Consider the following 269-nt stretch of genomic DNA (forward strand, 5'->3'; position numbering starts at 1 on the left):
GGTCGACGCCGGTCGGGTTATGGCAGCAGGCGTGCAGCACCACGATGGACTGTGGCGGCAGGGCGTTGAGGTCGTCGAGCAGGCCGGCACGGTTGACGTCGTGCGTAGCGGCGTCGTAGTAGCGGTAGTTCTGCACCGGGAAACCGGCGGTTTCGAACAGCGCGCGGTGGTTTTCCCAGCTTGGGTCGCTGATGGCGACGACGGCGTCGGGCAGCAGCTGCTTGAGGAAGTCGGCACCGATCTTCAGCGCACCGGTGCCACCCACGGCC

General features: G+C 67.3%; 1 protein-coding gene. It reads right to left on the minus strand.

Annotated features, from left to right (window positions below; all coding sequences use genetic code 11):
- Positions 1–269, minus strand: a 269-nt coding sequence (locus tag AC0L20_RS41095; protein WP_473295842.1) for an aminotransferase class I/II-fold pyridoxal phosphate-dependent enzyme, incomplete at both ends; no start/stop codon positions are given.

It is taken from the genome of Bradyrhizobium sp. Kon58 (assembly GCF_055807455.1).